The sequence below is a fragment of the Aquibium pacificum genome (assembly GCF_040839445.1).
GTDB lineage: Bacteria > Pseudomonadota > Alphaproteobacteria > Rhizobiales > Rhizobiaceae > Aquibium > Aquibium pacificus.
On record NZ_JBDPGJ010000005.1, the window covers coordinates 371253 to 395606 of the forward strand.

The following is a 24354-nucleotide window of genomic DNA, read 5'->3' on the forward strand; positions in this document are numbered from 1 at the left end:
CGCAGGATTTTGTCGCGAGCAAGACCTTCGTCCTCATGCGTCGCGGTCGATGCCGACCCAGGACGCCGGCGATTCTCCCGTCAGGATTTCCCGCGCGGCGGCGAGCGTCGACCGGGTGATCGGAATGCCCGCCATCTCGTCGAGCGTGAACCAGCCCGCCGCCTCGGCGTCGTCCCCCGCGACCGGTTCGCCCGAGACGTGGTCGGCGCGAAACACGGTCAGCCGGTAGAAATGGTCTTGCGCGCTGCCTTCGAGTTCGAGTTCGAGATAGCGGGCGAGGGTTCCGGCGCGCAGCCCCGTCTCCTCGAAGAGTTCGCGCGCCGCGGCATCTTCCAGTGTCTCTCCCTGTTCGACCCGTCCGCCCGGAAACGCATGCAGCCCCTTCGAAGGCGCGCGGCCCCGCCGGACGAGCAGCAGCCGGTCACCGCGCCGCAGCGCCACCGAAACGGCGGGAATCGTCGTCTTTTCTCCGTCCATGTCCGGGAGAGCTACTCCCCTGCGCCCGCCCCGGCAACGCCTCGTCCCCACATCCACGCTTGACCTTCCGCGCATACGCCGCCAACTCTCTGCCCATGTGCGGACGTTTCACATTGGCGGCGACGCCCGAAGAGGTCGCGGCTTTCCTGGCCCTCTTCGATCTGGAGGATTTCCCGCCGCGCTACAACATCGCGCCGACGCAGCCGATCCTCATGGCGACGGCCGGCCCGCCCCGCGAGCCTGGCTCGAATCTCCCCGACCGCGTCGCGCTGCTGGTGCGCTGGGGCCTGATCCCGTCCTGGTGCAAGGATCCGAGGAAGCTGCCGCTGCTCATCAACGCGCGCTCCGAGACCGCGGCCGAGAAGAACGCCTTCCGCGCGGCAATGCGCCACCGCCGCGCTCTTGTGCCGGCGACCGGCTTTTACGAGTGGAAACGCCAGGGCGCGAAAAAGCAGCCCTATCTCATCCGGCCGAAAGGGGGAGGGGTCGTCGCCTTCGCCGGCCTGACGGAGACCTGGTCGGAGCCGGGCGGCTCCGAGATCGACACCGGCGCCATCCTGACCACCGCCGCCAACGACCAGATCGCCCACATCCACGACCGCATGCCGGTCGTGATCCGTCCGGAGGATTTTGCCCGCTGGCTCGATTGCCGCACGCAGGAGCCGCGCGACGTCGCCGACCTTCTGCGGCCGGTGGAGCCCGGCTTCTTCGAGGCGATCCCGATCTCCGACAAGGTCAACAAGGTCGCCAACATGGGTCCCGAAATCCAGGAACCCGTCGATCCGGCGGCTTCGGGGCCGCCGCCGGTCTCTCCCGCCGCGAAGCGTGAGCCGCGCGGCGAGGAGGATCAGCTGAAGCTCTTCTGAGCCGCTAGACCTGCGCAAGAACAGACGCCTGAAGCGCAGGGAGCGAATCTGAAAGATCGCGACGCGCTTCAGGCCGCTTCGGCCGGGCGGACTTCCGGCGCCGGCTCGGCCTGCGTCTGGGCCGACTTCCGACGCGCGCACACCAGTGCCGCGAGAATGGCGGCCGGTCCGATCGCCCTGAACTTCTGGGTCAGGTGGCCGGCCGTGGCGCGGTCGCGTTCGGCTTGCATTGGGGTAGGCTTCATTTCATGATCCCCTGTGGGTTCCTCTCTGGTCGCGGGCGCCTTTGCCTGCGGGCGGCGCAAGTGCTGCCCGATTTGGACCGAAACATGGCTTGTGCGCCCACCGTTCCCAATAAAGCGACATCTGAAGCTCTTCTGTTAGAACTTGCACTGATCTGTTGCAGCGTTGTCACAGGATTGGCCCCCCTGGCCGCGCCGGGCCAGCACGCGCCGCGCGGCAGGCGGGTGCTTGACGCGGATGCGGACCGACGGCATAAGACGCGCCATGAAAACGTCGTTCGCCATTATCGGCATCAGGATTTGTGGCTAGCGCACGCGCTGGTCCGGACGTTTTCGCCCTTCTCCCAGGAATAGAAAAACGCCCCGGCCAGCCGGCTGGGATTTTGTCTGGCCGCCGCCCGCGCGGCCGGGCCTCTGAGGGAACGGGAAGGATCGCATGTCCGAAGGACTTCGCCTCTACAACACGCTGACGCGGACGAAGGAGCCCTTCGCGCCCATCGATCCGAAAAACGTGCGCATGTACGTGTGCGGCCCGACGGTCTACGACTTCGCCCACATCGGCAACGCCCGGCCGGTCATCGTCTTCGACGTCCTGTTCCGGCTGCTGCGCCATCTCTACGGCGCGGACCACGTCACCTACGTCCGCAACATCACCGACGTCGACGACAAGATCAACGCCCGCGCGCTGCGCGACTTCGGTAGCGAGATCGCGTCGGGAAAACTCTCGCTCAACGAGGCAATCCGCAAGGTCACCGAAAAGACCGCCGACCAGTACCACGCCGACGTCAAGGCGCTTGGCTGCCTGGAGCCGACGTACGAGCCGCGCGCGACCGAATTCGTCGAGCCGCGCGCCGACGGCAAGGCCGACATGATCACGCTGATTCAGCGCCTCATCGATCGCGGCCATGCCTATGTCGCGGAAGGCGAAGTCCTGTTCAACACCGCCTCGATGAAGGACTACGGCCAGCTCTCAAAACGCCCCCTCGACGAACAACAGGCCGGCGCCCGCATCGCCGTCGACGCGCACAAGAAGAACCCGGGCGACTTCGTGCTGTGGAAGCTCTCCTCGCCCGAGGAGCCGGGCTGGGATAGTCCCTGGGGGCGGGGCCGCCCGGGCTGGCACATCGAGTGCTCCGCGATGTCCGCCGCCTATCTCGGCGAGGTCTTCGACATCCACGGCGGCGGCCTCGACCTGATCTTCCCCCACCACGAAAACGAAATCGCCCAGTCCCGCTGCGCCCACGGCACTGACGTCATGGCCAATGTCTGGATGCACAATGGCTTCGTGCAGGTTGAGGGCCGGAAGATGTCAAAGAGCGAGGGCAACTTCGTCACGATCCACGATCTGCTGCACACGGAGAAATTCGGCGGGCGCTCCTGGCCGGGCGAGGTGCTGCGGCTGGCAATGCTGATGACGCACTACCGCGAGCCCATCGATTTTAGCGTGAGGAGGTTGGAAGAGGCGGAAGCAGAAATCCGAGAATGGTCTTTGAGGCTGGTCAGTCTGCTTGAACACGAAACATACGTCGTCGATTCACTGCAAGTCCGCGAATTGCCTCTTCCACCTCCCAGCCGGGATATTGTTGAAGCTTTGAGCGACGACCTAGATTCTTCATCGGCAATGAAGTCGTTGCGAGAAAGTTACAAGTCCCTGCCGGTTGCTTTGGCTACGTCATCGGAGAACCCTGATGCCGTGAAAGCCGTGGCACAGTTTTTTTCGGATCTGGAGTTCCTGGGAGTCCTGAATTTGAGCAGGGCGATCATTTGGTCGAATGGATTGCATCCTGACCGGTCCGTATTTGACAGCAGTCGCGGCGAATTGCTGGAGCTTCGCACTGCAACACTCAACGGGAATACTGAGCGTGTCGATGTCCTGGTTCAGCGGTTCAGGCAAAAAGGCTGGTATGTGTCCGAGAAAGCTGCTGGCTGCTGGCGAATTTCCCTCGCGCCGGATATGCCTACAGGCTGGATTTTAGACCAGATCGACCAGCGCCTCGCGTTCATCCGCCAAAAAAGCTGGCCCGAGGCCGACCGCATCCGCGACGAACTCCTCGCCCAGGGCATCCAGCTCAAGGACGGCAAGGACCCCGTGACCGGCGAGCGGATAACGACGTGGGAGGTAAAGCGGTGAGGGCGGAGACAGGAAACGCGCACGATCTCGCGAGGCGCCCCCCTCTGCCCTGTCGGGCATCTCCCCCACGAGGGGGGAGATCGGCAGCGTCGATATCGCCGCTCCTCCGGCGACGCCGAAGGTTGCCGAGGAACGACGCGACGGCTGATCTCCCCCCTCGTGGGGGAGATGTCGGCAAAGCCGACAGAGGGGGGCACCTCGCGAGATGCTTCCGCACCCTTCACTTCGACCAGGCCATCGCGAGAGGCGTGGAATGCGGCATGGACACGGACCGCCCCGCTGCGCGACCCCGCCTGAACGCGGAGGCATGACATGCCGCACACACCCCCGCCTCCAAGCAACCGCTCCCGCGCCCGGTCGATGCGCAAACGCATGACCGACGCGGAGCTGAAGCTCTGGAACGAGGTCAGGGCGCACCGCCTGATGGGTCTTGGCTTTCGCCGCCAGTTTCCCATCGGATCGTACATCGTCGACTTCGCCTGCCCGTCGAAGAGACTGGTCGTCGAGATCGACGGCTCCCAGCACGGCGAAGATGACATCGCGCGGAGCGACGCCGTCCGCACGTGCTTTCTGGAACAGGAGGGCTGGACCGTCCTGCGCTTCTGGAACCACGACGTGCTGCGCGACATCGACGGCGTCTGCATGCATATTGTGACGATGGCCGGCCTCGCAGCGCCGCAGCCGGGCGGTCCCGCTGCCATCGGCCGTGACGGGAACAGGGAGAGCCATCCATGAGCCTCGACAACACGCCGCGCTATTCCGGCGGCTGCCAGTGTGGCGCGGTCCGCTTCCATGTCACGGGAGCGCTCGGCGATGCCTCGGTCTGCCATTGCCGCATGTGCCAGAAGGCCGCCGGCAATTTCTACCTGCCGCTGGTGGCGGTGGGCAGGGCGAAGCTCGAATGGACGCGCGGCGAGCCGAAGAAATTCCGCTCCTCCAGTGAGGTTTTCCGAGGCTTCTGCGGCCAGTGCGGCACGCCGCTCACCTTCGAGGCGCCGGACGGCGTCGCCCTGGCGATTGCCGCTTTCGACCACCCGGAGGAGATCGCGCCGTCGATCCAGTGGGGCACCGAGGGCAAGCTGCCCTACGTCGACACCATCCACGAACTGCCGGGCAAGGACACCATGGCCGACCTGCCGTCCGCCCACTACCTCTCGAACCTCGTCTCCTACCAACACCCCGACCACGACACCGACGAAGACTGGCGCCCCGGAGGCGATAGATGACCCTGCGTTCGCTCTATCCCGAGATCGAGCCTTTCGAGACCGGCATGCTGGAGGTCGGCGACGGCCACACCATCTACTGGGAGCGCGCGGGCACGAAAGGCGCCAAGCCGGCCGTCTTCCTCCATGGCGGCCCCGGCGGCGGCATCGCGCCCGCGCACCGGCGGCTGTTCGATCCCGCTCTCTACGACGTCATCCTGTTCGACCAGCGCGGCTGCGGACGCTCCACGCCGCATGCCGAGCTCAACGCCAACACCACCTGGCGGCTGGTGGCCGACATCGAGCGCCTGCGCGAGATGGCGGGCTTCGACAGATGGCTGGTGTTCGGCGGCTCCTGGGGCTCCACGCTGGCGCTCGCCTATGCGCAGACCTATCCGGAGCGGGTCAGCGAACTGGTGCTGCGCGGCATCTACACGCTGACACGCGCCGAACTCTCCTGGTACTATCAGTTCGGCGTCTCCGAGATGTTTCCCGACAAGTGGGAGCGCTTCCAGGCGCCGATCCCGCCGGACGAGCGCCACGACATGATGGGCGCCTACCGCAAGCGCCTCACCAGCCCGGACAAGGCCGTTCAGCTCGAAGCCGCGAAGGCCTGGAGCCTGTGGGAAGGCGAGACCATCACGCTGCTGCCCGAGCCCTCGACAAGCGGAAAATTCGCCGAGGACGACTTCGCCATCGCGTTCGCCCGCATCGAAAACCACTTCTTCGTCCATTCCGGCTGGCTGGAGGAGGGGCAGCTCATCCGCGATGCTCACAGGCTGCACGGCATCCCTGGCGTCATCGTCCACGGCCGCTACGACATGCCCTGTCCGGCGCGCTACGCTTGGGCGCTACACAAGGTCTGGCCCGATGCCGAGTTCCACCTGATCGAAGGCGCCGGCCACGCCTATTCCGAACCCGGCATCCTCGACCGGCTGATCCGGGCGACGGATCAGTTCGCGGGGAAGTCCTCATGAACGCGCACCCCGCCCTCCAGAGCCGTAGTTCGCATCCCGCGAGGCGCCCCCCTCTGTCGGCTGCGCCGACATCTCCCCCACGAGGGGGGAGATCGGCAGCGTCGACATCACCGCTTCTCCTGCAAATTCGAAGGTTGGCGAAAGCCGCCGCGACGCCTGATCTCCCCCCTCGTGGGGGAGATGCCCGACAGGGCAGAGGGGGGGGCCTGGCGAGATCCTGCCCGGCTGATCTCCGCCTTGTGGGGGAGATGCCTGCCCCTCCACAAAGGCCCGACAGGGCAGAGGGGGGCGCCTGGCGCGATCTTCCAGCGATACGGCACGCTCCACATGCCGGAGAAACCTCTAGATGAAATCCCGCCTCTACCTCTTCGACACCACGCTGCGCGACGGCCAGCAGACCCCCGGCATCGACTTCTCCGTCGAGGACAAGATCGCCATCGCCGGAATGCTCGACGCCTTCGGCATCGACTATGTCGAGGGCGGCTACCCCGGCGCCAACCCGACCGACACGGCCTTCTTCGAAAAGAAGCGCACGACCCGCGCAAAATTCGTCGCCTTCGGCATGACCAAGCGCGTCGGCGTCTCGGCCTCCAACGATCCGGGGCTTGCCGGCCTCCTCCAGTCGCAGTCCGACGCCATCTGCTACGTCGCCAAGAGCTGGGACTACCACGTGCGCGTCGCGCTCGGCTGTACCGAGGACGAGAACCTCGACGCCATCCGCGCCTCCGTCGAGGCCGCGCGCGGCGCCGGCAAGGAGGCGATGGTCGACTGCGAGCATTTCTTCGACGGCTTCAAGGCCAATCCCGACTATGCGCTGGCCTGCGCGAAAGCCGCCCACGAGGCCGGCGCCCGCTGGGTGGTGCTGTGCGACACCAACGGCGGCACCTTGCCGTCGGAGGTGCGAGCCATCGTGGCCAGGGTGATCGCGGAAGGCATCCCGGGCGAAAACCTCGGCATCCACGCACATGACGACACCGGCCAGGCGGTGGCGAATTCGCTCGCCGCGGTCGAGGCCGGCGTGCGGCAGATCCAGGGCACGCTGAACGGCATCGGAGAGCGCTGCGGCAACGCCAATCTGATCACGCTGATCCCCACCCTGATGCTGAAGCCCGCTTTCGCCGACCGCTTCACCACCGGCATCTCGGCCGAGGCACTGAAGGGCATCTCGCGCCTGTCGCGCGGCTTCGACGAGCTGCTCAATCGCGCACCCGACACGCAGTCGCCCTATGTCGGCTCCTCCGCCTTCGCCACCAAGGCCGGCATCCACGCCTCCGCCATCCTGAAGGAGCCGGAAACCTACGAGCACGTGCCGCCCGAGACGGTCGGCAACCGCCGCCGCGTCATGGTGTCGGACCAGGGCGGCCGGGCCAATTTCGTCGCCGAACTGAAGCGCCGCGGCATCGAGGTCGCCCGCGCCGATCACCGGCTCGACACGCTCATATCGCTGGTCAAGGAGCGCGAGGCGCAGGGCTATGCCTACGAGGGCGCCGACGCTTCCTTCGAGCTCCTGGCGCGCCGCACGCTCGGAACCGTACCGAATTTCTTCGACGTCACCTCCTTCCGCTGCATGATCGAGCGCCGCTTCGACGCCAACGGCCAGCTGAAGACGGTCTCGGAAGCCATCGTGAAGATCGAGGTGGACGGCGAGGAGCGCATGTCGGTCGCGGAAGGCCACGGCCCCGTCAACGCGCTCGATATCGCGCTGCGCAAGGATCTGGGAAAATTCCAGGCCGAGATCGAGGACATGGAGCTGGTCGACTTCAAGGTCCGTATCCTCAACGGCGGCACCGAGGCCGTGACCCGCGTGCTCATCGAATCCCGCGACGCCACCGGCGCCCGCTGGTGGACCGTCGGCGTCTCCGACAACATCATCGACGCCTCCTTCCAGGCGCTGATGGATTCCATCGTCTACAAGCTGATGAAGAACCGCGAGATGGCCGGGCTGGTGGCGGCGGAATAGGTCTCTCCCTTCAGCCCATTTTCATCCAACCATCAACAAATTGCATTGGCGGCCGCCGCCTCCGCGGCCCATAGGAAGCCCATGACTGCCCAGACCGCATCCTCCGAAGGCGCCGCGCGCGGCTTCGTCTACGCCCTTCTCGCCTACGGCTTCTGGGGCACGCTTCCGCTCTTCATGAAGCTCCTGGCGCACATTCCGGCGGTCGAGGTGGTGGCGCACCGCATCGTCTGGTCGGTGCCGATCGCCGGCGCGGTTATCCTGGCGCTGGGCCGCACCGCCGATCTGAAGCGGGCCCTGCGCTCGCCGCGCACCATCGCGCTGGCCGCCCTCACGGCGGGGCTGATCACCGTCAACTGGGGGCTCTACGTCTGGGCGATCGCCGTCGACCGGGCGGTGGAAACCTCGCTCGGTTACTACATCAATCCGCTGGTCAGCGTCGTCCTGGGTGCCGTGCTGCTCAAGGAGCGGCTGAGCCGGGCGCAGATCGCGGCCGTTGCCCTGGCGGCGGTCGCGGTCGTCATCCTCACCCTGGAGGCCGGCGGCCTGCCCTGGGTGTCGCTGGCGCTCGCCTTCTCCTTCGCCGCCTACGGCTTCCTGCGCAAGACCCTGCCGATCGGCCCGAGTCAGGGTTTCTTCCTCGAAGTGTTGATCCTGGCTTTGCCGGCGCTCGCCTACGTGCTGTGGCTGGGCGCGACGGGGCAAGGGCATTTCGTCTGGTCGAACCCGAACGACGTGGTGCTCCTCCTCCTGTGCGGACCGACGACCGCCGTGCCGCTCCTGTTCTACGCCTTCGGCGCCAAGCTGCTGCGCCTCTCCACCCTAGGCATCATGCAGTACGTCGCGCCGACCGGCATCTTCCTGATAGCGGTCTTCGTCTTCGGTGAGCCGTTCGGCCAGGCGCGCGCCATGGCCTTCGGGCTCATCTGGATCGCGCTGGCGATCTACACCTGGTCCATGGTCTCGCAGGCGCGATCGAGCCGCGATGCCGCGCAGGGTTTCGAACACCGCGGAGGGTGACAAATGTACGAACTCGTCATTGCCAACAAGAACTACTCGTCCTGGTCGCTGCGCCCTTGGGTGCTGATGCGCGCGAGAAACATCCCCTTCACCGAGCGCCAGATCCCGTTCCCCGGCGGAGATTCCTATCCGACCTACAAGCCGCTCTCGCCCAATGGCCGCGTGCCGTGCCTCATCGACGCCGACCGCCCGGTCTGGGATTCGCTCGCCATCGTGGAATACCTCGCCGAGCGGCATCCCGGCCTGTGGCCGGACGACGCCGAAGCCCGCGCCTGGTCGCGCTGCGCCGCCGCCGAGATGCACTCGTCCTTCCAGACGCTGCGCGACATCTGCACCATGAACTGCGGCATCCGCGTCAGGCTGAAGCACCGCCCCGCCGCGCTGGAGCGCGACATCGCCCGCATCGGCGAACTCTGGAACGAGGGCCTCGTCCGCTTCGGCGGCCCGTACCTTGCCGGCGACACCTTCACCGGCGCCGACGCCTTCTTCGCCCCCGTCGCCTTCCGCGCGCAGACCTACGGCCTCGATTTCGGCGGCGCAGCGTCGGCCTATGTCGAGCGCATGCTCGCCGAACCGGCCATACGCGAATGGTACGAGGCCGCCCTTGCCGAACCCTGGCGCGAGGAGGGCCACGAGGAAGAGGCGCGCGCCGCCGGTGAGTGGACCGAGGACCTGCGCGCCAGGGCGTGAGATGCGACCCTGGAAGGCCTTGCCATTGCGACAAGGTGATCGCGCGCTTGGCGCGAAGCCCGACAGCGTGGCCAGGGGCCGGGTGTCGCCACCCCGCCGACCCCCGAAGGCTACCCCTGGGAGCCGGTCGCCGGGTCCTCCTGGGAATCCGGCAGCTCCGCCCAGAAATTCCTCAGGGCCTCGGCCACCGGCGCGGGCGTCTCCTGCGGCCACCAATGGCCAACCCCGTTCAGATGCGCCATTTTCGCGCCCGCTCGCCGCGCTGCCCACTCATGCTGCTCTAGCGTCCCGCTGGCTCGCCCGAAGTCGTCGACAGCGATGAGAGCGAGGCCCGGACGTTGTGCGGCACTGGGCAGGAGCTGTCCCGCTTCGACCATCGCCGGCTGTCGTGCCGACCGCAACAGCGTGAGGACGGCGCGACCCATCTCGGGATCCATGCCTGCCGCGACCCGCTCAGCCATGCGACCGGTCATCCCGAGAGCGGACGTGACGGCAAGCCGCTTTTCCAGGTCGCCTCCCCACAATTCCTGCACCGAGGCTTCGCCGACGCCCTCCTGCTGCCACGCTTGTGCCCGCGCATGCCAGGCATAATCGGGCGCGAACACGCCGAGTGCATCGGAGGCCCAGCTGCGGATCAGATCCGGGCGGCTCATGGCCAGCACCGCGACGTGGATCCCGCCCCAGTCATGACCCACCAGGTCGACCGGAGCGCGGAACAGCTCCAACTGGGATGCCAGCCAGTCTCGATAGGCCGTCATCGACGGTTCGAAGCCGGAAGGCGCTGGGATACCGAAACCGGGTGGCGACAGTGCAATCGCGTCGGCCCGGCCGAGCTCTCCGATGAGCGGTCCCCAGATGGCTGCCGATTCGGGGTTGCCATGGACGAGGACGAGTGGCGTGCGCGGCATGAGATCACCTCTAAGATACTTGCTGACTAACAAGCAAGTATCATATCCGGATCGGAACGCAAGTCCCGCTACCGGCGCTCCCTCCGTGGCTGCTTGCGCGCGCTCAGTCGCGCATGCTAACGGCGCGATGAGTGCGCACGCCGGTGGACCGCAGGCTTCGTCGACCCCATGTCTGAACTGTCCTGATGCCCGATCACCCTCCCGCTCGCCGCACGCAGCAAGAGCGTCGCGAGCAGACTGAACGCAAGGTGATAGCTGCCGCGACGGCGCTGGTCGCCGAGCAGGGGTCGCGCGCGCTCACCTTGGCGAAGGTCGGCGCGGCCGCCGGCTACAGCCGGGGGATCGTCTCTCATCACTTCGGCAGCCGCGAGAATCTGCTCCGCGCGGTCATGCGCGATGCTCAGGCCTTCAGCCTCCCGGCTCCTGGGGCAAGTGCCGGAGCGTGGTTGGCAGGGATGGTTAGCGCCTACCTGAGGAACGTCACCAACCAGCGTCCGGCCGCCCGCGCGTTCCTGCAGATGTGGGGCGAGGCGATTGCCAGGGATCCCGTCCTGATGCCGCTCTACGCGGAACAGGATGCCCGCTTCCGGCGCCTGCTCGCCGACAAGGTCCGCGAAGGGATCCGCGACGGCTCGGTGAGGCCGGACGCCGACCCCGAGGCGATGGCCGTGTCCCTCCTTGGCCTCCTGCGCGGGATCGCCCTGCAGCTGATCTCGACCCCAGCCCCGACACGGGTCAAAGCGATCATCGACGAAGCCGAGCGGGCTACCAGGCGTGCGCTGAAACCGTGATCCGAAGGCCTTCGGTGCGGGGACGCGCGGAGACCGGGTGTCCGGTCCCGGCATCTGGTGGATCGGCTCGACGATGGAATGGAAGTACCACCCATCGCCATCCTCCAGCGGCCCGGAGCCGATCCGCCGTCCATGCGATGATCTCCAGCCCCGACGCCTTGGCTTCCGCAGCGTATGTGGACGATTTGCGACGCATCGATCGCCCCGCATCCAGCAGCTCATGCCATTCTCGATAGTCAGGCCACGGTCACATGTCGCCCATGCAGTTCCTTCACTCTGCCTGAGCAAGGCTAGCGCTATCTCCTTGAGCGAGCTGGGTTTTTATCTGAGTTTTTTCCGAAACTTCCGCTTTTTCCGATTTCGACAATGACGCGCCAGATGCTTGCTTCCTAGCATGAAGGAACTTGCTAGCCGCGTGCGGCGCCCAAAAGGAGAGAAAAATCATGATCTTGTTCCGAAGCGCTATGGGCCTCTCGGCCGCAATTTTTCTGGCCGGCTGTGTCAGCGAGGGCGGATCGCAAAACGCGCCGGCGACAAGTGTTGCAGCGGCGTCCGCCTTCAGGATTACGGGCGTCAGTGTTCCTCCCCTGAAAAAGGAAAACCTTTGCGCCAGCATTGGTGGCAGGGGCGCAACTCCGTCGGTCGTCGTGCGTCACAGCGCGGTTGCGGGCGTTCCGATCCGGGTGCGGATGTACGACGTCCTGTCGACTGGCCGACTGTTCGAGCATGGGACCACGCGCGTCATGTCGAATGCTTCGGGCACCACAACGGTCACGCACCAGTTCCGACCGCCATGCAACACGACCCGTGGGCGTCGCAATTCCAGCTATCGCTTCGATGTGACCGCGAGTGGCCAGACCGTGACGGAGCGCTGGGGCACGTACAATTCCGGAACGGGCAAGATCAACTGATCTTTCCGAAGCGCGCTGTCAAAGTCGAAGGCCCGCCCGGAGCCACGCTCAGCCCTTGGGGGGAGCATGGCCAGGACGAGGCGCACCCTGATGCTTCCGGAGCGACCCAGCCGGAAGGGTTGGGGATCAGGAACCCGGAACGCAACAAAGCGGAGAACCGAAAGTTCTGAACCCGCTCGCCTGCCGGCGAGCGGGAAATGTTGCGACCGACGCCGCCTGTGACGGCAATCTCACCGGCGGCGCCGAATGCGGTGGCCGAGGCGGCGGCGCGGCGGTGAGGCCTCGGATCGCGCCCGCGCGCCGCGTCCCCGCCTTGCTCGGACAATCTTGTCCGGGACGCCCGCTTCTTCTTTATCCGGGCATGTTTCGGCGAGCAATACATTGTGAATACACGGTATTCTTCTATCGTGACAGGCCTGTCACGGATGGGAGTAGCGCATGGACAACCGGTCCGCCTTCGCCAAATACGCGGGGTTCCATCCCCGCCATCCGATATCATCCTCGCGCCGCCATCACCAGGTAAAGGCCCGCCAGAACCCAGCCGACCGTAGCCTTGTCCGCCCCCACCGCGCCGGCCGCATAGGCCGCGCCCACCGCGCCGTGCAGCACCCGGTGGCACAGCACCGCCAGAACCACTGCCTTGAACTTCTGCAGTACCGCCGGAACCACTTCCTTGAACTTCTGCATCACCGCCTCCATGGCCCTGTTTCCGAACCTCTACGGGTTCTGCTAGGGTGATGCCCGGAGTTCCCGGCCGGCGTCGTTTCGTCTGAGTTTCCAGCAGGTTACGGAAAGTTACATGGCGATGGACATGGTTCAGTTCGGCGCCCTGGTGCGCGCACGGCGAACGCAGCGCGGGATGACGCTGCAATCGCTAGCGCTCGAAGCCTTGGGCAACGAAGACCGAAAGGGCTATGTCTCGCAGATCGAGAACGCGAAACTGCCCAACGTCACCGCCTTGACCGTGCAGAAGCTCGCTCGCGTGCTGGAAATACCGCGCTCCGAGATCGACGGACTCCTTGGCGTCATCGCCCCCGGCGCGGCCGAGGTGCGGGCCGACATCGACGCGCTACGCCATGAGAAGGGTTCGCTCGAAGCCGCGCTGTCCGACCTGCGTACCCTGACCCGAGCGCAGCTGATCGCACTCGCTGCGCAGTTCGAGGTGCCCCGGCCATGGGAGGACTCGGACGCCGCGCTGGTCGAGGTGCTGGGCAAGAAGGCCGAGGACTGGCGCGCGCTGCGTGCGCAGGTCGAGGCGATTCCGCAAGGGTTGCGGCAATTGTCGAACCTCAAGGGCGCGGCGCAGGCGGCGTTTTCGGCGGGCCGGTTCGACGATGTCGAGGACCTGCTGCAACGCGTCCATCAGGTCGAGGTCGAGGAAGCCGCCCGCACCGCCGAATTGCGCGCCGAGACCGCGCTCTTGCGCGGACGGGTGGATCAGGCCTGCGCCCTGCTCGCCGCTGCCGCCGACAGCTTCGCCGAGATCGACCCGCTGGAACCGGCGCGGCGGCGGTTCGACTATGCCACGTGGCTCTATTCTCACGGCTTGCGCTATGGCGGCAAGGGGCTTCGACTGGCCGCGACGATGTGGAACGCGGTCGCGACCGACGCGGTTCGGGGGCACGACCCCTGGCTATGGGGCAAGGCGCAGAACAACCTCGGCGCCGCGCTCCGCGCGCAGGGCAGCCGCACCGGCGGGGCTGAGGGTGCGGAACCGCTAGGGCAGGCGGTCGCGGCCTATCGCGCCGCACTGGAGGTCCGCACCCGTGCCGATCACCCGTTGGACTGGGCTGCAACGCAGAACAACCTCGGCATCGCGCTCCGGGAGCGGGGCTGCCGCACCGGCGGGGCTGAGGGGGCGGGGTTGCTGGGGCAGGCGGTCGATGCCTATCGCGCCGCGCTGGAGGTCCGTACCCGCGCCGATCACCCGGTCGACTGGGCGATGACGCAGAACAACCTCGGCGCTGCGCTCCGGGAGCGGGGCAGCCGCACCGGCGGGGCCGAGGGTGAGGGGCTACTAGGGCAGGCGGTCGCGGCCTATCGCGCCGCGCTGGAGGTCCGTACCCGCGCCGATCATCCAGTGGACTGGGCGATGACGCAAAACAACCTTGGCGCTGCACTCCAGGAGCAGGGTCGCCGCACCGCCGGGGCTGAGGGGGCGGGGCTGCCGGGGCAGGCGGTCGATGCCTATAGCGCCGCGCTGGAGGTCTTTACTCGCGCCGATCACCCGGTTGCCTGGGCGACGACGCAGAACAACCTCGGCAACGCGCTCCGGGCGCAGTGTGCGCGCACCAGCGGGGGTGAGCCTGCGAACGGGGCGGCGCTGCTGGGGCAAGCGGTCGCGGCCTATCGCGCCGCACTGGAGGTCCACACCCGCGCCGATCACCCGGTTGCCTGGGCGACGACGCAGAACAACCTCGGCAACGCGCTTTCGAATCAGGGCGAACGCACCGGCGGGGCCGAGGGTGCGGAATTGCTGGGACAAGCGGTCGCGGCCTATCGCGCCGCGCTAGAGGTCCGCACCCGCGCCGATCACCCGGTGGACTGGGCAATGACGCAGGAGAACCTGGCGCTTACCCACATGTCCCTCGCCGACCACGACAGCTGCGCCGACCCCGTCCCCCACCTGCGCGCGGCGCTGACCCATGTCGAGGCGGCGCTTGAGGTCTTCGACGCCGAACACATGCCCTACAACCACCAGAATGCCACCGCCTTGCGCGACCGGCTGCGGGCGCGGCTGGGCGGCTCGGGCTAGCTCCCCCTCACAGCCGCCCGATCACCGCCTCGTCACCCTCCGCCTCGGCCGCCGTCTTGCGCCCCGCCGCGATCAGCCCCGGCACGATGTCCTCCACCGCATCGATGATCAGCGGCTGCACCAGGTGGCCGGTGTGGACGAATCCTTCCTCGCGCATGTGGTCGAGCAGTGTGATCATCGGATTCCAGAAGCCGTCTACGTTGGCGAAGACGATCGGCTTGCGGTGACGGCCGAGTTGCGCCCAGGTCATGATCTCGACGATCTCCTCCAGCGTGCCGATGCCGCCGGGCAGCGCGACGAAAGCGTCGGACCTTTCGAACATGATGTGCTTGCGCTCGTGCATGTCGTCGGTGGTGACGAGTTCGTCGAGCCGGTCGAGTTCGGCCGCGGTGCGCTCCTTGCTGATCAGGAAGTGCGGGATGATGCCCGTGACGCCGCCGCCGGCCGACAGCGCGCCCTCCGCCACGGCGCCCATGATGCCCTTCGTCCCGCCCCCGTAGACGAGCCGCAGGCCGGCCTTCGCCATCGCGCGGCCCAGCGTATGGCCGGCCTCGGTGTAGACTTCGCCCCGGCCGGGAGAGGAGCCGCAGTAGACGCAGACGGATCGAATCGTGCTCATGAAACTCACTGGTGGTGCAGCCCGTATATCGGGTCAAGGCCCTCCGGGCTTTTTCTTGTGGCACTGCAAAAAACGCGCTAGACGGAAGACAATCGGCAAAGGAAAGTTCCCGCGATGGTGATTTCGCCCTGGAAAGCGTTGCTTTTCATAGCAGGAGGCACGGCCGCCGCGGCCGTCGCCGGCTATGTGACCGGCGCGTTCGACGGTGTCTTCCGGAACGCTCCGCCGGTGGTGGCCGCGCTGCCCGAAAACGCCGCGCCGGCGCCCGGCGGCGTGGCGCCCGCCGCGCCGGAAGTCCCGCTGCCGCAGACCGAAACGCCCTCGGAAGAAACAACTGTTGCGCCGGCCGATGCCGGAATCTCGCCGCCGACCTTCGACGTGCTTCGCGTCGAGAAGGACGGGTCTGTCGTGATCGCCGGGAAATCGGCTCCGAAGGCCAACGTGGAGATCATCAACGGTACATCGGTGATCGCCCAGACGGTGTCGACCGGCGAAGGCGATTTCGCCGTGGTGCTCGACGAACCCCTGAAGCCGGGCGACTACCAGATCGTGCTGCGCGCCACCACGCCGAGCAACGTCGCCGCGACCTCGGTCGAGACCGCGCTCGTCTCCGTTCCCGATTCGCCGGCCGGCGAGGTGCTGGCGCTCGTGGAGGAACCCGGCAAACCGAGCAAGCTGATCACGGTGCCGGAAGGCGGAGATGATATGGCCGACTTGCCGGAAGGCGAAGTCGCCGCCGCCGGATCGCAGGGGAGCGAGACCGCTGTCCCGGCGCCCGCGGGCGAGGACGTCGCGGTCGTGGACGAACCGGCGGTCGCCGCGCCCGGCGATGGCGGCAGCGCGCAGCCGGCGCCCGCCGCGGCTCCTTCGCCGGAATCCGGTGATGCTGCCGGCGAGCCGGTTGTGGCTTCCGCCGACGGCGGCAAGACGCTCGCCGCGCCGGCGCAGGGCACCGGCGAATCAGCCGTGGACACGGCGGAAAGCCGTCCGGCGGCCGACGGCGATGCCCCCGTCGAGACGCCCGCCGGCACGGCTCCTTCCGTTGCCGAATCGCCCTCCGTCCCGAAGGAAGAACAGGCGGCGCTCGCCGCACCCGCCGGCAGCGAGCAGGAGCAGGCCGCGCCGGCCGATGATACTGGAAACCGGGAAGAGCAGGTGGCGCTCGCGACGCCCACCGAACCGGTCATCGAGCAGGCGGTCCGGCCCGCTCCCGAGACGACCGCTCCGGCGCCGTCCCCTGACCGGCCGACCGTCCGCGTCGAGGCCGTCGAGATCGAGGGCCGCAAGGTGTTCGTCGCCGGCCAGGCGTCGCCGAAGATGGTGGTGCGCGTCTACGCCAACGAATACCTGCTGGGCGAGACGGTCGCCTCCGAGGGAGGCCGCTTCCTGATCGAGACGGAGCGCGACCTGCCGGTCGGCGACTACATCATCCGCGCCGACCTGCTCGACGATGGCGGCCGCAAGGTCGTCGCGCGCGCCGCCGTGCCCTTCCAGCGCGAGGAAGGCGAGAGTATCGCCGCCGTCGCGCCGCCCGTATCGGAAGGTCCTGCCGTTGTTGCGCCCGCGCCGATGCCCGAGCCGAAGGCCGCGCCCGCCCCGGCAGCAGAAATCGTGGCGAACGAACCGTCGAAGAGGCCGACAACCGGCACGGAAAGGTCTCCCCCCGCCGAGCAGGCCGCATCCGCTCCGCCGGCTCCCGGCGCCGATGCGCCGGTGGTTGCCGAAAAGCCGGCAGGCCAGCCTGCCACCGCTCCCGGGCCCTCCGCGGCCCAGGACGTTGCCGCCGCCGATCCTGGCCCTGCGAAAACGCCGGTCGCGCCAACCGCCACGACGCCCGCGGACGCTCCGGCGCAGGAGAAGGTTGCTGCCGCCGACCCCGCCGTTTCCCCCGGTTCGGGCGAACCGGCCGAGCCGGCCGAGATCACCGCGCCAAAGCTCCAGTCGGTGCAGGGCGCCGTCATCATCCGCCGCGGCGATACGCTTTGGCGCATTTCGCGCCGCGTCTACGGGCGGGGCGTGCGGTACTCGACCATCTACGTCGCCAACCAGGACCAGATTGCCGACCCCGACCGCATCTGGCCGGGCCAGGTCTTCCGCGTTCCGGACAAGTCCACGGAAGGCGAAGCCGCCGATCTCAACGCGATGGGCGAGCAGATGACGACCACCACCGTCGAGTGAGCACCCGCTGCTTATCCGCGGCCTCCCGCTATCCCCTTGTCGATTGTCCCGGCACGGCAAGGTCGCATCCGCGCTTGCATCCGGCGAATTCATCGTCTATCGACGATGAACGATGACTTTCGACACCCAGACCGACTCGGCGGGGACTGAAGCCCAAGGCGAAATCCTTGCCCGGGAACTCGCCGCGCTCGCCCACCCCGCCCGACTGAAGATCCTGCGCCATCTCTCCGCGCGGGATGCCTGCTGCTGCCGCGAGATCGTCGAGCAGATAGACCTCGCGCAGTCGACCGTCTCGCAGCACCTGAAGGTGCTGGTGGAAGCCGGCCTGGTGCTTTACGAGCCGGAGAACCGCCGCTCGCGCTACACGGTCGACCGTCCGGCGCTGGCGCGGCTCTCACGGGAGGTGGGGTCGCTCCTGTCCTCCTGCTGCGCGCGCTAGCGGCGGCAATAAGAAGAAACTGCCCGAGGAAAACGACCCAGGGAGCCAGACTTGGCCGAAAAGACCGTCTCCGCCGATACCGGCTCGATCACCTCGACGCTGGCCAATCTCTGGCCATACATGTGGCCCGCCGATCGCGCCGATCTCAAGATGCGCGTGGTCTGGGCCACCGTCTTCCTGGTCGTCGCCAAGCTCGTCCTGGTCGTCGTTCCCTATTTCTTTAAATGGGCGACCGATGCGCTGTCGGGCGACGGCGCGCCGCTCCCCGACCTGCTACCGGCCTTCCTGCTGGCACCCGTCATGCTGGTGGTGGCCTACAATGTCGTGCGCATCGTGCAGGTCGGCTTCAACCAATTGCGCGACGCGCTGTTTGCCCGCGTCGGCCAGCACGCGGTTCGCCAGCTCGCCTACAAGACCTTCGTGCACCTGCACGGCCTGTCGCTGCGCTTCCACCTCGAGCGCCGCACCGGCGGTCTGTCGCGCGTCATCGAGCGCGGCGTCAAGGGCATCGAGGCGATCGTGCGCTTCACCATCCTGAACACGCTGCCCACCGTGTTCGAGTTCGTGCTGGTCGCCATCATCTTCGGCTTCGCCTACGGACTGGTCTATGTCGTCGTCATCGCCGTCACCGTCGCGCTCTACACCTGGTTCACCGTGCGCGCGAGCGACTGGCGCATCACCATCCGCCGCGAGATGAACGACAGCGACACGGACGCCAACACCAAGGCGGTGGATTCTCTCCTGAATTTCGAGACGGTCAAATACTTCAACAACGAGGACATGGAGGCGCGCCGCTTTGACCGCTCGATGGAGCGCTACGAGTCCGCCGCCACACAGATCTGGACCTCGCTCGGCTGGCTGAACTTCGGCCAGGGCGTCATCTTCGGCACCGGCATGGCCATCGTCATGTGCCTGTCGGCCTGGGAGGTCACGCGCGGCACGCAGACCATCGGCGACTTCGTCTTCGTCAACGCCATGCTCATGCAGCTTGCCGTGCCGCTCAATTTCATCGGCTTCATCTACCGCGAGATCCGCCAGGGCCTGACCGACATCGAGAACATGTTCGAGCTGCTCGACGTGAAGCAGGAGGTCGAGGACCGGCCCGGCGCCAGGACGCTCGTCGTCTCGCAGGGCGCCATCCGTTTCGACGACGTGCATTTTGCCTACGATCCCGAGCGGGCGATCCTCAAGGGCATCTCATTCGAGGTGCCGCCGGGAAAGACGGTGGCGATCGTCGGCCCCTCGGGGGCGGGCAAATCCACCATCTCGCGCCTGCTCTTCCGCTTCTACGACATCCAGTCGGGCTCGATCACGATCGACGGCCAGGACGTGCGCGACGTGACCCAGAAGAGCCTGCGCGCGGCCATCGGCATGGTTCCGCAGGACACGGTGCTGTTCAACGACACCATCGCCTACAACGTCCGCTACGGCCGCGTCGACGCCAGCGAGGAGGAGATCCGCAAGGCGGCCGAACTCGCCCAGATCGGCCCCTTCATCGAGAGCCTGCCCGACGGCTACCGCACCATGGTCGGCGAGCGCGGGCTGAAACTGTCGGGCGGCGAGAAGCAGCGCGTGGCCATCGCGCGCACCATCCTGAAGGCCCCGCCGATCCTCATCCTCGACGAGGCAACGTCGGCGCTCGACACCCACACCGAACAGGAAATCCAGGCGGCCCTCGACATGGTGAGCCGCGGTCGCACGACGCTGGTCATCGCCCACCGCCTATCGACCGTCATCTCGGCCGACGAGATCATCGTCTTGAAGGACGGCCGCATCGCCGAACGAGGCACCCACCGTGCCCTACTCGACAGCGGCGGCCTCTACGCACAGATGTGGGACCGCCAGCGCGAAGCCACCGAAGCCGAGGAACGCCTCCGCATCGCGCGCGAGACCGACGAGATGGGCGTCATCGTACGCCGCCGCACGGCGGAGGTGGGGGAGGGGTGAGGCGCAGGCCGGCGCGGCGACGACGCACCCGCGGACGCCGCGGCGATCGCGCGCGGCTCGTCTTCGTCCTAGCCGTGCATCTTGGCGACGTCGTCGCCGGGTATGGAGATGCGGCATACGAGGCCGTCCGGCTCGAACAACAGCTCCGCTCCGCCATGCTGGGAGTGCTGCATGCTGCGGGTGATCAGCGTGTGGCCGAAGCCCTTGCGCTGCGGCGGCTGCACGGTCGGTCCCCCGCGTTCGCGCCATTCCAGTTGCAGGGCGTGGCGATCGGGAGTCGGCATGGAGACGCGGCTGACCTCGACGGTGCCGGCCTGTACCGCCAGCGAGCCGTATTTGACAGCGTTGGTGGCCAGTTCGTGGATGATGAGGCCGAGCGCGATCGCGGCGCGGGGGGTGATCTGTTCTTCCAGATCGCGCAGCGCCAGCCGCGAACTGTCCGCCGGCACGAAGGGCGCGAGTTCGGCCACGACGACGTCATGCGCGGTCATGTCCGTCCACGAGTTCTCGGACAGCAGGCTGTGGGTCGCAGCGAGTGCCCGAAGCCGGCCGTTGAAGGCCTTGTGGAAGCCTTCCAGCGTATCCTCGTTCATCAGCGTGCGGCTGCTGATCGACTGGACCAGTGCCAGCGTGTTCTTCACGCGATGGTCGAGTTCGCGCATCAGAAGCAACTGGTGCTTCTCGGCCGCCTTGCGCTGCGTGAGATCGACCAGCGTCACGACGCAGCCGCTCACCTGCTCGCCGACCACCCGCAGGGGCGCGGCGCTGACGAGACAGTCCTTCACGGGAGATGCCTTTGTCGCGACGGCCTCGATGCCCTGCACCGGTGTGCCGGCGATCGCCATGGCGACGAAATCGTCGGCCTGAACCAGTCCGGTCGTATCGGGGAAGGTCAGCGGCACCGCCTCCGCGAAGGGTCGTCCGACCAGTTCGCTGTCGGAAAGTGCGGCTGCCGCGGCGTTTGCATGGGTGATCGTGCCGTCGCGGTCGCATACGATGACGGCTTCATTGGCCGAGGCGATGACGGCGCGCGCGGCGCGCTCGCTCTGCTCGGCTGCCTCGGCGCGGACGCGTTGCGTCACTTCCGCGAAGGTTACGGCATAGCCGCTGATCGTTCCGATCTTGAGCGGCGCGACCGATACCAGGAAATACAGGTCTGCGTCGTCTCCCGGCAGTTGCAGATTGCCGCTGCGGCGCCCGTTGCCGGCGTCGCCCAGCAGCGTTTCGATGACCGCACGTGCGGCCGGTTCGAGCAGATCGACGAAAGGCTTGCCGGCCGGCTCGTCGCCGGGTGAATTCAGGAGTTCCCGCAAGGTCGAATTGAGGTAGAGCACGCGGCCGCTTCCGTCGAGCGCAGCGGCTCCCGGCTCCATCGCTTCCATGAAGCTGCGGTAGGAGGCCGTGTCGCCTTCCAGGGTGAAGACTTCGTCGGCCGCCTCCCCGCGAACGACGAGCGCGTCGACCTCGCCCTCGCGGATCGCCCGCAGCGTGTCCTCCGCTTCCGCGAGCCGCCGTCTCAGCTCGGCAAGGTCGGTTTGCGCGTCAAGGGCCATCATTCGCCTTCGATTTTCAGGCTGACGAGCACCTTCTGCTCATCGGACAGATCGCCGATGATCTTGCGGATCGGTATTGGCAATTCGCGCACCAGCGTCGGGATAGCCACGATCGAATGCTCGCGCGCCAGCTTGGGATTCTGCCTGAGGTCGACCACCTCGATCTCGTACTTGCCCGGCATGTGCTCGGAGCAGATGCGCTCCAGATTTGCGATCGCGGCCAGCGATTTCGGCGTCTGGCCAGCCGTATAGAGGACGAGCCTGCGCGGCTTCTCGGTTTGCGAACCTTGGTCAGTCATCGATCCGTCGCCTTGCGGCTTCTCTCCATTTCGTTGCGGTCTTCCGAAGTTTGCCTCTGGAAGGCTTCCTCTTCGGCGATGAGCCGCCTGAGCGACGTCTCCTCCGCCTCGAGGTCCGCCTGCAGGGCAGCGATCTCGCTCTGGGTACGACGCCGGCGCTGATCGATCTGGTCCTGCGCCGCGGCCAGTCGGGCGAGCCGCTGCCCCTCCTGCCGGCGGGCCTCCGCTTCGGCGTACTTTCGGGCCGATCCAGTCAGGGCGCCGTTCTCGCCGAGATGCGGCCTCATGAGCTTGATGCCGTCGCTGCTCATCACGAACTCTCGCACCTGGTTCGAATGCGAGACGCCCCGCGCCTTGAGCAGGTAGAGCTCGCGGTTGAACTCACCGCTCACCTCGCGATTGAGCAGCAGGATCCATGCGTCCATCAGCGACGACAATCCGGCGTCGGTAGCCACGTTGCCGTCCTGGCTGTGCATCAGGTGGGTGAACACCGCCGTCGTCCCGCGCGATTTGAGATAGTCTACCATGCGCAGCAGCATCGCCTGCACCTCCCGCCGGTCGCCGCTCTCCATGAACGCCGAGATCGGGTCGAGAACCACGAGAGAAGGGTCGAACCGGACGATCTCGCGGAGCATGACTGCCAGATGCATCTCGAGGCTGTAGAATGTCGGCCGCGCCGCGAAGTAGCGCAGCTTCTTCCCATCCAGCCACGAGCGCATGTCGATGCCGATCGACGCCATGTTGCGTACGGCCTGGTCGGCCGATTCCTCGAATGAGAAATAGACCGCCCGCTCGCCCGCCGTGCACGTGGCATTGACGAAGCTGGCCGCCAGCGATGACTTGCCGGAGCCCGCCACGCCGGAAACCAGGATCGAGGATCCGCGATGGAAGCCGTTGCCCGAGAGCATGGCGTCGAGATCGGGAACGCCGCTCGAGATTCGCTCCTGGAAGACCTTGTGATTGAGGCCGAGCGACGAGACCGGCAGCACGGAAAAGCCGTCCTCGTCGATCAGGAACGGATACTCGTTGGTGCCGTGGGCGGTGCCGCGGTACTTCACGATCCGCAGCCGCCGGGTCGAGATCTGGTTCTGCACGCGGTGATCGAGCAGCAGCACGCAATCGGAGACGTATTCTTCCAGACCTTGCCGCGTCAGAGAGCCGTCGCCGCGCTCGGCGGTGATGACGGTCGTCATGCCGCGGTCCTTCAGCCAGTCGAACAACCGCCGGATCTCGGCCCTCAGGATGGCCGGGTTGGAAAAGGCGGAGAACAGGCTCTCGATCGTGTCGAGCACGATGCGCTTGGCGCCTATCGAATCGATTGCCAGCTCAAGCCGCAGGAAAAGGCCTTCGAGGTCGTAATCGCCGATCTCGGCGAGCTCGGACGGATCGACGGCGATGTGTTCGAAGGCGAACTTGTCCTGTTCCACGAGTTCGCCGACGTCGAAGCCGAGCGAGGCGACGTTTGCCGCAATGTCTACCGGACGCTCCTCGAAGGTCACGAACACGCCGGGCTCGTCCAGGTCGCGTGCGCCATGGATCAGGAACGTCGTCGCAAACATCGTCTTGCCGCAGCCGGCGGTCCCGCAGACAAGCGATGGCCGTCCGGTCGGTAGACCTCCAAGGGTAAGCTCGTCGAAACCGGCTATGCCAGTCGGCGATTTCGAAATACCAGTCTTTGTACCCATGGATGCCCAACTGATTGACGGCGAGACTCTTATGCGATGCCGCATTCCTTGCCAATTGCATAAGCTATCCCGCCGCGGAAGAGTTCCCTCGTCGTGCGAGAGCCCGGCTTGTCCGATTCTTGTGTATGAAGAGGGGACGAAGGCGGCGAAAAGCAGCGGGGCGCGCGCCTGTTCGTAAGGAAATCGCTATCCCCTGTGGTTTTCTGCGCGAAATCTGTCCACGCCCTCTTCCCGGCGGCGATAATCCCTCTGCCGACAACACGAGAGGCAAAAGGGAATGGACTGGCGCAGGGAAGCGGAAGGGGAGGTGCTGGAGCAGATCTTTGCGTTGATCGTCTCATTCGCCGGCCTGGCCGATCGCGCCGCCACGCTGCCGCTTTGCCTCCAGTTGCCCGGGCTCGCCTTCCTGGTGCAGGCGGAGGCCGTCGCGCGGTGCTTCGTCGTCGGGTTGCCGTCCGGCGCGCCAGCCGCACTTGCGATCTCGCAATCCAGCGACCGGGCCACGCGTCTGGCTGCGGATTTCCGTGCCCTTGCGCTGATCCTGCGCACGATGCTGGCGCGGGCCAGGCGCCGTGCGCGTCACTCGATCCGCGAAGACCGTCCGTCGATGCGGTCACTCGGCTCTGCCGGGACGAAAACGCGCAAAGTGACGGCGCCGGCCGCGCCAGACACCTCGTAACCGCTACACTTCGAAGACCGGAACTGTA

The 24354-nt window shown here is 66.8% G+C and carries 23 protein-coding genes; 15 read left to right on the forward strand and 8 right to left on the reverse strand.

The genetic code is table 11. The features are described from left to right. Positions 1 to 33 precede the first annotated feature (33 nt). Positions 34 to 477, reverse strand: coding sequence for an NUDIX hydrolase (locus ABGN05_RS22210; RefSeq protein ID WP_367956233.1), 444 nt, complete (start codon positions 475 to 477; stop codon positions 34 to 36). Between the two features lie 95 nt (positions 478 to 572). Between ABGN05_RS22210 and ABGN05_RS22215 the strand changes: the two genes are divergently transcribed. Beyond that, positions 573 to 1343, forward strand: a complete 771-nt coding sequence (locus ABGN05_RS22215; protein WP_367956463.1) for an SOS response-associated peptidase — start codon at positions 573 to 575, stop codon at positions 1341 to 1343. Between the two features lie 68 nt (positions 1344 to 1411). Here ABGN05_RS22215 and ABGN05_RS22220 read toward each other — a convergent pair whose 3' ends face one another. Then, the gene (locus ABGN05_RS22220; protein ID WP_367956234.1) at positions 1412 to 1588 is read right to left on the reverse strand and encodes a transcriptional regulator; all 177 of its coding nucleotides are present in this window, start codon (positions 1586 to 1588) and stop codon (positions 1412 to 1414) included. Positions 1589 to 2021: 433 nt separating this feature from the next. On the opposite strand from ABGN05_RS22220, the gene cysS reads away from it, so the two are divergent. From cysS to ABGN05_RS22255, 7 genes are all read left to right on the forward strand, one after another. Beyond that, the gene (cysS, locus tag ABGN05_RS22225; protein WP_373695976.1) at positions 2022 to 3716 is read left to right on the forward strand and encodes a cysteine--tRNA ligase; all 1695 of its coding nucleotides are present in this window, start codon (positions 2022 to 2024) and stop codon (positions 3714 to 3716) included. 312 nt (positions 3717 to 4028) lie between these two features. Continuing rightward, a complete protein-coding gene (locus ABGN05_RS22230) occupies positions 4029 to 4451 on the forward strand; it encodes an endonuclease domain-containing protein (RefSeq protein WP_367956235.1) in 423 nt (140 codons plus the stop codon). Continuing rightward, complete coding sequence (locus ABGN05_RS22235) at positions 4448 to 4942, forward strand: GFA family protein (RefSeq protein WP_367956236.1); 495 nt, start codon at positions 4448 to 4450, stop codon at positions 4940 to 4942. The genes ABGN05_RS22230 and ABGN05_RS22235 overlap by 4 nt, the downstream gene beginning before the upstream one ends. Beyond that, the gene (gene pip, locus ABGN05_RS22240) at positions 4939 to 5895 is read left to right on the forward strand and encodes a prolyl aminopeptidase (RefSeq protein WP_367956237.1); all 957 of its coding nucleotides are present in this window, start codon (positions 4939 to 4941) and stop codon (positions 5893 to 5895) included. Before ABGN05_RS22235 ends, pip begins: the two co-directional genes overlap by 4 nt. A gap of 346 nt (positions 5896 to 6241) precedes the next feature. Continuing rightward, positions 6242 to 7855 (forward strand): citramalate synthase, encoded by a 1614-nt coding sequence (cimA, locus tag ABGN05_RS22245; RefSeq protein WP_367956238.1) that lies wholly within the window; start codon positions 6242 to 6244, stop codon positions 7853 to 7855. 81 nt (positions 7856 to 7936) lie between these two features. Beyond that, complete coding sequence (gene rarD, locus ABGN05_RS22250) at positions 7937 to 8872, forward strand: EamA family transporter RarD (protein WP_367956239.1); 936 nt, start codon at positions 7937 to 7939, stop codon at positions 8870 to 8872. A gap of 3 nt (positions 8873 to 8875) precedes the next feature. Beyond that, positions 8876 to 9562, forward strand: a complete 687-nt coding sequence (locus ABGN05_RS22255) for a glutathione S-transferase family protein (protein WP_367956240.1) — start codon at positions 8876 to 8878, stop codon at positions 9560 to 9562. Between the two features lie 110 nt (positions 9563 to 9672). Here the strand turns inward: ABGN05_RS22255 and ABGN05_RS22260 are convergent, their stop codons facing one another. Then, positions 9673 to 10470 (reverse strand): alpha/beta fold hydrolase, encoded by a 798-nt coding sequence (locus ABGN05_RS22260; RefSeq protein WP_367956241.1) that lies wholly within the window; start codon positions 10468 to 10470, stop codon positions 9673 to 9675. A 185-nt stretch (positions 10471 to 10655) separates the two neighbouring features. On the opposite strand from ABGN05_RS22260, the gene ABGN05_RS22265 reads away from it, so the two are divergent. Both ABGN05_RS22265 and ABGN05_RS22270 read left to right on the forward strand, forming a co-directional pair. Then, positions 10656 to 11261, forward strand: coding sequence for a TetR/AcrR family transcriptional regulator (locus ABGN05_RS22265; RefSeq protein WP_367956242.1), 606 nt, complete (start codon positions 10656 to 10658; stop codon positions 11259 to 11261). Between the two features lie 443 nt (positions 11262 to 11704). Continuing rightward, positions 11705 to 12172 (forward strand): hypothetical protein, encoded by a 468-nt coding sequence (locus ABGN05_RS22270; RefSeq protein ID WP_367956243.1) that lies wholly within the window; start codon positions 11705 to 11707, stop codon positions 12170 to 12172. A 495-nt stretch (positions 12173 to 12667) separates the two neighbouring features. Here ABGN05_RS22270 and ABGN05_RS22275 read toward each other — a convergent pair whose 3' ends face one another. Further along, positions 12668 to 12871 carry a hypothetical protein gene (locus tag ABGN05_RS22275; protein ID WP_367956244.1) on the reverse strand — a complete coding sequence of 68 codons (204 nt, stop codon included), beginning with the start codon at positions 12869 to 12871 and terminating at the stop codon, positions 12668 to 12670. A 100-nt stretch (positions 12872 to 12971) separates the two neighbouring features. Between ABGN05_RS22275 and ABGN05_RS22280 the strand changes: the two genes are divergently transcribed. After that, a complete protein-coding gene (locus ABGN05_RS22280; RefSeq protein ID WP_367956245.1) occupies positions 12972 to 14927 on the forward strand; it encodes a tetratricopeptide repeat protein in 1956 nt (651 codons plus the stop codon). Positions 14928 to 14934: 7 nt separating this feature from the next. On the opposite strand, the gene ABGN05_RS22285 is transcribed toward ABGN05_RS22280, so the two are convergent. Beyond that, positions 14935 to 15546, reverse strand: a complete 612-nt coding sequence (locus tag ABGN05_RS22285) for an LOG family protein (RefSeq protein WP_367956246.1) — start codon at positions 15544 to 15546, stop codon at positions 14935 to 14937. A 114-nt stretch (positions 15547 to 15660) separates the two neighbouring features. Between ABGN05_RS22285 and ABGN05_RS22290 the strand changes: the two genes are divergently transcribed. The 3 genes from ABGN05_RS22290 (at position 15661) to ABGN05_RS22300 (ending at position 20110) form a co-directional block, all read left to right on the forward strand. Then, positions 15661 to 17724 (forward strand): LysM peptidoglycan-binding domain-containing protein, encoded by a 2064-nt coding sequence (locus ABGN05_RS22290; protein ID WP_367956247.1) that lies wholly within the window; start codon positions 15661 to 15663, stop codon positions 17722 to 17724. Between the two features lie 112 nt (positions 17725 to 17836). Then, positions 17837 to 18163 (forward strand): ArsR/SmtB family transcription factor, encoded by a 327-nt coding sequence (locus ABGN05_RS22295; RefSeq protein ID WP_367956248.1) that lies wholly within the window; start codon positions 17837 to 17839, stop codon positions 18161 to 18163. A gap of 51 nt (positions 18164 to 18214) precedes the next feature. Beyond that, positions 18215 to 20110: an ABCB family ABC transporter ATP-binding protein/permease gene (locus ABGN05_RS22300; RefSeq protein ID WP_367956249.1), complete on the forward strand. Its 1896-nt coding sequence runs from the start codon at positions 18215 to 18217 to the stop codon at positions 20108 to 20110. A gap of 68 nt (positions 20111 to 20178) precedes the next feature. Here ABGN05_RS22300 and ABGN05_RS22305 read toward each other — a convergent pair whose 3' ends face one another. The 3 genes from ABGN05_RS22305 to kaiC are packed head-to-tail and all read right to left on the reverse strand — an operon-like array spanning position 20179 to position 23647. Then, the gene (locus ABGN05_RS22305; protein ID WP_367956250.1) at positions 20179 to 21666 is read right to left on the reverse strand and encodes a sensor histidine kinase; all 1488 of its coding nucleotides are present in this window, start codon (positions 21664 to 21666) and stop codon (positions 20179 to 20181) included. Then, positions 21663 to 21962 carry a circadian clock KaiB family protein gene (locus tag ABGN05_RS22310; protein WP_367956251.1) on the reverse strand — a complete coding sequence of 100 codons (300 nt, stop codon included), beginning with the start codon at positions 21960 to 21962 and terminating at the stop codon, positions 21663 to 21665. The genes ABGN05_RS22305 and ABGN05_RS22310 overlap by 4 nt, the downstream gene beginning before the upstream one ends. Then, positions 21959 to 23647: a circadian clock protein KaiC gene (gene kaiC / locus ABGN05_RS22315; protein WP_367956252.1), complete on the reverse strand. Its 1689-nt coding sequence runs from the start codon at positions 23645 to 23647 to the stop codon at positions 21959 to 21961. The genes ABGN05_RS22310 and kaiC overlap by 4 nt, the downstream gene beginning before the upstream one ends. 307 nt (positions 23648 to 23954) lie before the next feature. Here kaiC and ABGN05_RS22320 point away from each other — a divergent pair, with 307 nt between their 5' ends. Continuing rightward, a complete protein-coding gene (locus ABGN05_RS22320) occupies positions 23955 to 24326 on the forward strand; it encodes a hypothetical protein (RefSeq protein ID WP_367956253.1) in 372 nt (123 codons plus the stop codon). Positions 24327 to 24354: the final 28 nt, after the last annotated feature.